Raw genomic sequence first — 9,763 nt, forward strand, 5'->3', positions numbered from 1 at the left:
CGGCACCTCCCCTGTCCACGGCCTCGTACCCTGCATCACCGTCTCCTTCCGCGCTGTCATCGATCGCTCCTGCATACCGGCCGTGACGGGCACCGCAGGAGCAGCCGCCGAACTCTCCACCCGCACGGGGGAGGAGCCGGGAGGGAGGGACGGCTGACGGATACGAGATCCGCACGAGGGACGACGGCAGGCACCGGTGCCTTCGGCAGGACACGGGCTGATGCGCTTCGCTCCGCCCCTCTGCGCCGTCTCCTGCTTCAACTGCACTCGAACAAGTGACGCAGAATCGATTCGGCATTCCAAACGGGGGAACGCCGGCATAGCACCGGTGGGTCCGGGCTAACGATGAAGCCGGATGAAGGTCCGGTGCGTGCCGCGACAGCCACGCGAACGCCCCGCTCGCGGCCGCAGGCGGCGTCTGCGTTCCGGCTCCCGGACGCAGTTCCCCTGACCTGCTCGCTTCCTGCGGGCCGGGGCGAGCCGCACCAGGACATCTCTTCGCTACTCCGTCGCACGCTTCGATCACAGCCCCGGGAGGACTCGGACATGAGCACCGACGTGCAGACCAAGAAGGAAGCCTACAAGCGGGGGGAGGAACAGGGGCGCGCCGATGCGCTCGCCGGAAAGCCCTACGCCGACCCGCCGCGCGACGGCACGCGCGGCGAGCAGGACCAGTACGCGAACGGCTACGACTGGGGTTACGAACAGGGCCGTGCCCAGAAACTCGACCTCGTGGTGTGGCAGGAGGGCGGAGTCGAGGACGCTCCCGGGGGACTCGGCACCACCATCAACATCTGCGTCCGCACGCCGAACTGGAGCGAGACGGTCGACGCCGGCGAACGCGAACACGTCTTCACCGCCCCCACCGGATTCCGCTGGAACGGCACGGTGGGCGCCCAGTACAAGCGCATGGACCAGACCACGGGCGGCAACCTGCCCCCCGTTCAGGCCCGGGTGAGCGACGACGGGCGCACCCTGACCTTCACCTACCACGTGCACCTGAACACCGGCAGCGAGGACAAGGACTGCATCGTCTACACCTGCGGCCTCGAAGCCGTGGACGGAGCCAAGACCGGCCGCCACACCGACGGCGTCGCCCAGATCGGTACCGCACCGCCGGCCAAGCTCAAGGCCGAGGTCATCGAGGACGAGGACTGAGAGAGCGGGATCCAGACATCATGACCACTGTCGTCACCTCCGGCGTTTTCTCGTCCACCACCCCCGCCATCTCACCGGTCAACGGCGTGGGCACCGACTACATCCAGTGGGGCAGCGCCGGCAGCCAAAGCGGGTACCAGTTCCGCGGTGCCGCCGCGGACGTCCAGCTCGACGGCACCGAGTTCGTCGTCGGAACCTTCGTGCACCGCAACAAGCCCACGAACGTCAGCCCGAGCCAGTTCGATGTCCAGCTGACCGTCAACGTCATGTTCGAGGACGGCAGCACGACCGACCTCAACTTCAGCTTCCACCACAACGAGACGCCCAACAGCACAGGTACCAGCCCGGCGGACGACGACCTTGTCGACCTGCAGACCTTCATCCACCCCCAGCCCGTCACGATCGACGGCAAGCAGTACCGGGCGGTGCTGAGCGGGTTCAAGCGCAACGGCCAGATCGTCCGGCAGTTCCGCAGCCCGGAGGGCGGCATCAACTTCGCCGAAGTCGTGTGCATGTTCACGCTCGAAGAGCCTGACGTGATCATCTCCGGCCTGCGCTATCAGGGCACGAGCACCGGCCAGGCGGACGAATACGTCGAGATCTTCAACAAGGGCGGCGGGCCCCAGGACCTGACCGGCTGGAAGGTGGAGGCCAAGCCCACCGGCTACTCGTTCCCCTTCCCCCCGGGGACGGTCATCCGACCCGGCCAGCGCTACCGCGTCTACACCAACGAGAACCACCCGCAGTACGGCGGCTTCTCCTTCAGCTCCTCCAACGAGGTCTGGCGGGACCAGGGCGGCATCGCCCGCCTGGTCGCGGACGACGGCTTCGTCGTCGACCAGTCCCCCTACCTGGACAAGGGGTTCAACAAGACCGGCGGGCCGTGAGCAGGACCCGTCGGCGGCTCGACAAAGCGTAGGGCGCGCATGCGCCACGACGCCGTAGTACCGGGTCAGGGGCCTGATGCGCGTGAGCGGGTCGGGCCCCTGAGCGGTTCTGGGGGCGTTTGGGGAGCCGAGGTGCCTGCGCTGCCGGAGGTGCACACAGGGGGTGGACGCAGGCAGGGCCCGACCGGCGAGAGCGACCGTGTACCGGGTACGTGATCTCGCGAAGCGGCTTCGGGGGCCGGATCGGCCAGGGCATGGGCCGCGGCCTCGGAGTCGGGGTCCTCCGGGATGTCGACGTAGAGCGCCAGGCGGAACCGGTTCGGCGTGGCCTCGATCGAGGTGGCGTCCCCCCGCAGCTGCTCGTGCCCGGTTGGCTCACGGCGCTGTTCCTCATGGGACCAGGGCCCTGAAGGACGGGCGGCGCAGGGCTTCGGAGAGGGAGTGCTGCCAGTCGTTGAGAGGGGTCAGGCCGGCCGTGGCCCAGTTGTCGTGGGCGAGGACGCTGTACGCAGGACGGCGGGTGGGGGACGGGAAGGCCGAGGAGGGGATCGGGCTGATGCGGGACGGGTCGAGGCCGGTCAGGCGGTAGGTCTCCTGGGCCAGGCCGAACCAGCTGGTGCTGCCGCCGGCGGTGCCGTGGTAGACGCCGGCGGGGGCCCGGCCGGTGTGGGCGGCTCGGCCCAGTTCCACCAGTTTGCGGGCCAGGGCGTACGACCAAGTGGGCTGGCCCCGCTGGTCGTCGACCACGTCCAGGGTGTCCCGCCGGGCGGCGAGCCGGAGCATGGTGGCCACGAAGTTGGGGCCGTGTTCGCCGTACAGCCAGGCCGTGCGGACGGTGTAGCCGTGCTCCGGCAGCAGCTCGGCGACGGCCCGCTCGCCGGCCAGCTTCGAGCGGCCGTAGGCGTTGACCGGGCCGGTCGGTGCGGACTCCGGGTACGGCTCGGTGGCGTCTCCCGGCAGGACGTAGTCGGTGGAGACGTGGAGCAGCCGGGAGCCTGTTCCGGCGCAGGCGGCGGCGAGGTGGCGGACGCCGGTGCCGTTGACGGCGGTGGCCCGGTCCTCGGCCGTCTCGGCGCCGTCCACGTCCGTCCAGGCCGCGCAGTTCACCACCACGTCGTGGCCGCGGACCGCCCGGCGCACGGCGTCCGGGTCCGTGATGTCGAGATCGGCCCGGGTGGCTGCGGTGACGTGCTCGCCGGAGCGCTCCAGCACCGAGCGCAGGTCCCGGCCGAGCATCCCGCCGGCGCCCGTGACCAGCCAACGTATGTCCCTCATGGGGCCACACTCCGGTGCGCGGCTCGAGCCGGGTTCGAATCCCGCTGGACGCGGCCTGCCCGGCCCGGGAATCCCGCCCACACCGGCCACGGCCACGGCCAACGCATGCCCCTCGAAGAAGCACCTCCACCGCACGCGGCCCGAGCCGGGTGAATCCCACGGTACGCGGCCTGCCCGGCCCAGGAATCCCGCCGACGGCCGTCACCAGCCACCGCATGCCCCTCAAAAAAGCACCCCCCACCGCACGCGGCCCCAGCCGGGCGAATCCCGCTGGACGCGGCCTGCCCGGACCCGCGCCCCCCGCCGCCCGCCGTCACCCATCCGCCGTCATCCGTCCAGCGCTCGAGTCCGGCTGGGCGCGGCGGCGGAAATGTCGATTCGAGTGGGATTCAAGCAATGAGTGAGACGCCGTTGAAACGGTGTCGGTGAAGGCCATTTCCATGGGGGAGGTGAACCAGAATTCAATGACGATCACCGAGTGTGCCGAGGACGACTCGGCGACACTGCGCGACTGCCTGGCGCGCTGGCCGAGCGGTGTCGCCGTGGTGACCGCCGTGGACGGCGACGGGGTGCGGCGGGGATTCACCGCGACGGCCTTTTCGTCGCTCTCGGCGCGTCCGCCGCTGGTGCTGGTGTGCCTCGACCGGAGTGCCGACTGCCACCCCGCGTTCGACCGCGCCGAGGCGATGGCCGTGCACCTGCTCCGCGACGACCAGGCAGGACTGGCCGAGCGGTTCGCCACGAAAGGGGTGGACAAGTACGCGGGTCTGGCGTCCACGCCGGGGCTGGACGGGGTGCCGCTCCTGGACGGCGTGCTCGCCCGCATGGAGTGCGAGCTGGTCGACCGGTTCGACGGCGGCGACCACGTGATCCTGGTGGGGCTGGTCCGGCGCTCCGAGGTGTTTTCCGGCCGGCCACTGGTCTACTGCGGTCGCGCCTTTCGCTCCCTGCCCGCCGAGGAAAGCGTCGAGGAAAGTCCGGTGTGACCCGCGGCGCTTTCCGTCCGAGGCCAGAAGTCGAGCTGTTCTCAAGCGACAGCCGCGAGCATTCCTCCCAACTTCCAGGAAGGAACTGTCATATGTCCAGACGCGTCGTGATCACCGGAATGGGGGTCCGCGCACCGGGGGCGTCCGGAACCGAGGAGTTCTGGGACCTGCTGAGTGCGGGTCGCACCGCGACCCGCCGGATCAGCTTCTTCGACCCCTCGCCCTACCGGTCCCAGGTGGCCGGGGAGTGCGACTTCGACCCGGTCGCCGAGGGGTTGAGCGCCAGAGAGATCCGTCGCATGGACCGGTCCGCGCAGTTCGCCGCCGTGTGCGCCGGCGACGCGATCGCGGACAGCGGCCTGGAGGTGGAGCGTCTGGATCCGTACCGGGTCGGTGTCAGCCTGGGCAGCGCGGTGGCCGCCTCCACCAGCCTGGACGTCGAGTACCAGGTGCTCTCCGACGCGGGGCGGCACTGGGCGGTGAGCCCCGAGTATCTGTCCCCGCACATGTTCGACTACCTCACCCCGGGCATCATGCCCGCCGAACTGGCGTGGCGGATCGGGGCCGAGGGTCCCGTGACGATGGTGTCCAACGGCTGCACCTCGGGGCTCGACGCGATCGGCAACGCCGTGCAGGTGATCCGGGAGGGCACGGCGGACATCATGCTGGCGGGTGCCACCGACACCCCGATCACCCCGATCGTGGTCGCCTGCTTCGACGCGATCAAGGCCACGACCACGTACAACGACGACCCCGCACACGCGTCGCGGCCCTTCGACGCCTCCCGCAACGGGTTCGTCCTGGCCGAGGGCTCGGTCATGTTCGTGCTGGAGACGCTCGAGCACGCACTGGACCGGGGAGCGCCCATCTACGCCGAGGTGAGCGGCTACGCCACCCGCGGCAACGCGTACCACATGACGGGCCTGAAGAAGGACGGCCGGGAGATGGCCGAGGCGATAGGCGCGGCGCTGGCCGAGGCGGGCAGGAACGCCGAGGACCTCGACTACGTCAACGCGCACGGCTCGGGCACCAAGCAGAACGACTGGCACGAGACGGCCGCGCTGAAGCGCAGCCTCGGGCACCACGCGTACGACACCCCGGTCAGTTCGATCAAGTCGATGGTCGGTCACTCGCTGGGCGCGATCGGCTCCATCGAACTCGCCGCCTGTCTGCTGGCGATGAAGAACGGCGTCGTACCGCCGACCGCCAACCTGCACGAGGCCGACCCGCAGTGCGACCTCGACTACGTGCCGGTCACCGCGCGGGAGAAGAGGGTGGACACCGTGCTGAGCGTGGGCAGCGGCTTCGGTGGATTCCAGAGCGCAGTCGTGCTGAACCGGCCGGGAGGGACCCGATGACCACCGCTGTCGTGACGGGACTCGGTGTGGTGGCCCCCAACGGGGTCGGCACCGAGGACTACTGGAAGGCCACGCTGGACGGCCGCGACGGGATCGCCGAGATCACCCGGTTCGACGCCACGCCGTACGCGGCCCGGCGAGCGGGCGAGGTGCTGGACTTCGACTCCGAGGAGCACATCTCGGCGCGGCTGCTGCCGCAGACCGACATCTCCACGCGGTATGCGCTGGCCGCAGCCGACTGGGCGCTCGCCGACGCCGCGGTGCAGCCGTCCGAGCTGGTCGACTACGACATGTCCGTGGTGACCTCCAACGCCCTGGGCGGGTTCGAGTTCACCCACCGGGAGCTGGCGAAGCTGTGGTCCAAGGGGCCGGAGCACGTGAGCGTCTACGAGTCGTTCGCCTGGTTCTACGCCGTCAACACCGGTCAGATCTCGATCCGGCACGGCATGCGCGGCCCCAACAAGGCGCTGGTCGCCGAGCAGGCGGGCGGTCTGGACGCGATCGGCCACGCCCGGCGGGCCGTCCGCCAGGGCACCGGCCTGGTCGTCACCGGTGGGGTGGACTCCGCCCTCGACCCGTGGGGCTGGGCCTCCCAGCTCTCCGGCGGCCGGGTGAGTGCCACCTCCTACCGGCCCTTCGACGTGCACGCCGACGGCTACATCCCGGGTGAGGGCGGCGCCCTCCTGGTCATGGAGGACCTGGCGGCGGCCCGCCGCCGCGGCGCCGGTCAGGTGTACGGCGCGATCACCGGGTACGCCGCCACCTTCGATCCGGCTCCCGGTTCGCCGCGTCCGCCGGCCCTGCGCCGGGCCATCGAGCTGGCGCTGCAGGACGCCGGTCTGTCCGCCGGCGAGGTGGACGTGGTCTTCGCCGACGCGGCCGGTGTCGGCGAGCTGGACCGGCAGGAGGCGGAGGCGGTCTGTGCGGTCTTCGGGCCGTCCGGCGTTCCGGTGACCGCTCCCAAGGCGCTGACCGGCCGGCTCTATTCCGGCGGCGGACCGCTGGACGTGGTCACCGCGCTGCTGTCCATCCGCGACGGCGTGATCCCCGCGACCGCCAACGTCGGTGAGGTCCCCGCCGGTTACCGGCTGGACCTGGTCCGCGGCGAGCCGCGCTACCGGCCCGTGTCGCACGCCCTCGTGCTCGCCCGCGGCAAGTGGGGCTTCAACACGGCGATCGTCGTCAGCGCCCTGGGCGACTGAGCGGCCTGGCACCCCTACGACTTCCGACGACTTCCGACGACTTCCGAAACGAGGAAACACCATGAGCAAGCCCATCACGGCGGACGAACTGCGCGGCATCCTGGTCCGGTGCGCCGGCATCGACGACGCGGGCCGGTCGGACCAGGAGATCCTGGACCTGACCTTCGAGGAGCTGGGCTACGACTCGCTGGCCCTGATGGAGACGGCGGCCGTCCTGCAGCGGGAGTTCGGCATCGAGATCCCCGACGACGAGCTGTTCGCCACCGACACTCCGCGGGCGCTGCTCGACCGGGCCAGCAGCGCGGTCGCGAACGCCGGCTGACGGCCGCACGCGGAACGGCCGAGGCCGGCAGCCCCCACCGTGTCCGGGGGCTGCCGGCCTCGGCCGAGCGGTGTCCAGCCGTACGTCACCGCGCCAGGCCGGCGTACCCGGCGTCCGACGTGAAGCCGAAGTCGCCCAGGCAGAGGGCGGAGGCGTTCTCCAGCACCTCCTGGTGCAGTCTCTGCAGCCGGTGTGAGGGCTCGACCCCCAACTCCCGCACCAGGCCGTCCCGCAGGTCCCGGAAGGCGGCCAGCGCCCGCCAGGTGGCTCCGGAACGGTGCAGGGCGACCATGAGCATGGCGCACAGGTTCTCGTGGAACGGGTTCTGGGCGACCAGCGTCTGCAGCTCGGGAACGAGCGTGGCGTGCCTGCCCAGCATGAGGTCGGCGACGATGCGGCGTTCGAGCACCCGCATCCGGCTCTCCTCCAGACCGATGACCTCGGCGTGGAGCACCTGCCCGGCCGGTACGTCCATCAGGGCGGGGCCGCGCCACAGGGCCAGCGCGCGGCCGAGGAGGAAGGAGGCGCCGGCGGCGTCACCCGCTGCCAGCGCGGTGTCGCCCTCGGCCGACAGGCGTTCGAACTCGCGAAGATCCGAGTAGGTCGGGTCGGCCATCAACTGGTAGCCGTTGAAGTGGGTGACGATTAAGTCCTTGGCGTCCTGGCGGGAGTCCGTGTCCAGCGACAGGGTGATCAGCCGCCGCAGCTGCAGGATGTATGTCTGCAATGTGCAAGCGCTGCTGCGCGGGACGTCGGTGCCCCAGACCTCGTCGACCAGGGTCGGGACCGGGGTGACCCGGCCGCAGCGGACGGCGAGCAGAGCCAGCAGCTGCCTGGGCTTTCTCGCGGTCGGGACGATCGAGGTGCCGTTGATGGTGACGGTCATGGGCCCGAGCAGACCGAGCTCCATGGTTTTGACGCGATGATTTGCGGCAGGTACGACTGCGCAATGATGCCTGATGGTTCTCTACCCCCGTAGTACTTCCGCGGCTACCTGCGCACAAATGGTTGTAAGGCGCACATATCTGCGGGTCTTTTGATCATAGGCTGGCGCGCTCGGACGTGTCCACCAGCAAAGATCCGGGCGTGCTCCATCGCGGATACACCGTTGTTCAGGTGCCCTCGCGCAGGCTGTGCCGGACGGATGGACAAGGACGGAAGGAGCCACTCCGGCATGGCACGTTCGTTGAGGATGCTCTTCGTGGCCGCCGGCAGCCCGGCCACGGTGTTCGCGCTCGCCCCGCTCGCGACGGCCGCGCGCAACGCCGGCCACGACGTGGTCGTGGCGGCCACCGAGGACATGGTGCCGGTGGTCGTGGAGGCGGGGCTGCCCGGGGTGCCGGCCACGCGCAGGACCATGCGCGCGTACATGTTCGAGACCCGGGACGGGACCCCGCTCGCCCTGCCGGCGGACACCGCGACCCGGCTGCGCTTCGGCGGCCACGGCTTCGGGCGGCTGGCGGCCGGCAGCCTGCAGGCCCTGCGCGCGCTCAGCCGGGACTGGCGTCCGGATGTCGTCGTCGGCGGCACCCTCTCCTTCGCCGCCGCGCTGCTCGCCGTGGAACTCGGCGTGCCGTACGTCCGCCACGCCTGGGACATGGGCGAGCCGGTGGAGGTGGACCACGGCGCCGCGGAGGAACTCGCTCCGGAGCTGGCCCGGCTCGGTCTGCCGAGCCTGCCCGATCCACAGCTGTGGATCCACATCTGCCCGCCGAGCGTGCTCGCACCGGACGCACCGGCCGGCGCTGTGATGCGCTTCGTGCCCACGGGGCGGCAGCGCCGGCTGGAGCCGTGGATGTACACCGCCACCGACCGGCCCCGGATCTGTGTCACGGCAGGCAGCCGGGTCAGCGGTGAGCAGGACGTCGACCACCTGGAACGGCTGGTGGCCGAGGTGGCGAGGACGGACGCCCGGGCCGAGGTGGTCATCGCCGCGCCGGACGACGTCGCGGCGGCCCTGACCGCCCGGCGGCCCGAGGTGCGGGCGGGCTGGCTGCCGCTGGCCACCGTGCTGCGCACGTGTCGTGCGCTGGTGCACGCGGGCGGCGGCCAGACCGCCCTGACGGCGATGCAGGCGGGGGTGCCGCAGCTGGTGGTGCCCAACATGCCGAAGCTGGTGCCGCATTCACAGCGGCTGTCCGCATACGGCGCGGCCGTCACCCTGCTGCCCGGGCAGGACACTCCCGAGGCCATCGCCGCCGCCTGCCACCGGCTGGTGACCGCACCGTCGTACACCGAACGGTCCCGCGAGCTGGCCGCGGAGATGGCGGCGCTGCCCGGGCCGGCCGAGGTGCTCGCCTCGGTCGAGGAGCTGGCGGCGGCCTGAGCCTCCTCAGCAGGACGGGCCGGCCGCCCGGCGGATGCCCGCGAGCAGGTCGGCCTGGGCCAGGCAGCCGTCCGGCGACAAGGCCCCCGCGCACACCACCGCGACGAACACACGAAGACGGCCGCGCTGCCCGGACCGGCCAAGGAGCCGGCGCCGGCCTGAGCCTCCTCAGCAGGACGGGCCGGCCGCCCGGCGGATGCCCGCGAGCAGGTCGGCCTGGGCCAGGCAGCCGTCCGGCGACAAGGCCCC

General features: G+C 71.2%; 9 protein-coding genes. 7 read left to right on the forward strand and 2 right to left on the reverse strand.

All coding sequences use genetic code 11. The features are described from left to right. Positions 1–546: 546 nt before the first annotated feature. Positions 547–1,158 (forward strand): hypothetical protein, encoded by a 612-nt coding sequence (locus ACIP4Y_RS27015; RefSeq protein WP_401398151.1) that lies wholly within the window; start codon positions 547–549, stop codon positions 1,156–1,158. Between the two features lie 20 nt (positions 1,159–1,178). Next, complete coding sequence (locus ACIP4Y_RS27020; RefSeq protein WP_401398153.1) at positions 1,179–2,045, forward strand: choice-of-anchor K domain-containing protein; 867 nt, start codon at positions 1,179–1,181, stop codon at positions 2,043–2,045. 390 nt (positions 2,046–2,435) lie between these two features. Here the strand turns inward: ACIP4Y_RS27020 and rfbD are convergent, their stop codons facing one another. Beyond that, entirely contained in the window at positions 2,436–3,320 is an 885-nt protein-coding gene (rfbD, locus tag ACIP4Y_RS27025; protein ID WP_401398155.1) for a dTDP-4-dehydrorhamnose reductase, read from the reverse strand. Positions 3,321–3,769: 449 nt separating this feature from the next. Here rfbD and ACIP4Y_RS27030 point away from each other — a divergent pair, with 449 nt between their 5' ends. From ACIP4Y_RS27030 to ACIP4Y_RS27045, 4 genes are all read left to right on the forward strand, one after another. Further along, positions 3,770–4,306 carry a flavin reductase family protein gene (locus ACIP4Y_RS27030; protein ID WP_401398157.1) on the forward strand — a complete coding sequence of 179 codons (537 nt, stop codon included), beginning with the start codon at positions 3,770–3,772 and terminating at the stop codon, positions 4,304–4,306. Between the two features lie 92 nt (positions 4,307–4,398). Beyond that, positions 4,399–5,664 carry a beta-ketoacyl-[acyl-carrier-protein] synthase family protein gene (locus ACIP4Y_RS27035; protein ID WP_401398159.1) on the forward strand — a complete coding sequence of 422 codons (1,266 nt, stop codon included), beginning with the start codon at positions 4,399–4,401 and terminating at the stop codon, positions 5,662–5,664. Further along, a complete protein-coding gene (locus tag ACIP4Y_RS27040) occupies positions 5,661–6,866 on the forward strand; it encodes a ketosynthase chain-length factor (protein ID WP_401398161.1) in 1,206 nt (401 codons plus the stop codon). Before ACIP4Y_RS27035 ends, ACIP4Y_RS27040 begins: the two co-directional genes overlap by 4 nt. A gap of 61 nt (positions 6,867–6,927) precedes the next feature. Next, on the forward strand, positions 6,928–7,188 hold the full coding sequence (locus ACIP4Y_RS27045; protein ID WP_401398163.1) for an acyl carrier protein: 261 nt from the start codon (positions 6,928–6,930) through the stop codon (positions 7,186–7,188). Positions 7,189–7,273: 85 nt separating this feature from the next. On the opposite strand, the gene ACIP4Y_RS27050 is transcribed toward ACIP4Y_RS27045, so the two are convergent. Next, the gene (locus ACIP4Y_RS27050) at positions 7,274–8,098 is read right to left on the reverse strand and encodes a BTAD domain-containing putative transcriptional regulator (protein ID WP_401398165.1); all 825 of its coding nucleotides are present in this window, start codon (positions 8,096–8,098) and stop codon (positions 7,274–7,276) included. A 264-nt stretch (positions 8,099–8,362) separates the two neighbouring features. On the opposite strand from ACIP4Y_RS27050, the gene ACIP4Y_RS27055 reads away from it, so the two are divergent. Further along, a complete protein-coding gene (locus ACIP4Y_RS27055) occupies positions 8,363–9,514 on the forward strand; it encodes a glycosyltransferase (RefSeq protein WP_401398167.1) in 1,152 nt (383 codons plus the stop codon). The last annotated feature ends 249 nt before the right edge of the window (positions 9,515–9,763 follow it).

Source organism: Streptomyces sp. NPDC088810, assembly GCF_044750305.1.
In the GTDB taxonomy this organism is placed as follows: domain Bacteria; phylum Actinomycetota; class Actinomycetes; order Streptomycetales; family Streptomycetaceae; genus Streptomyces.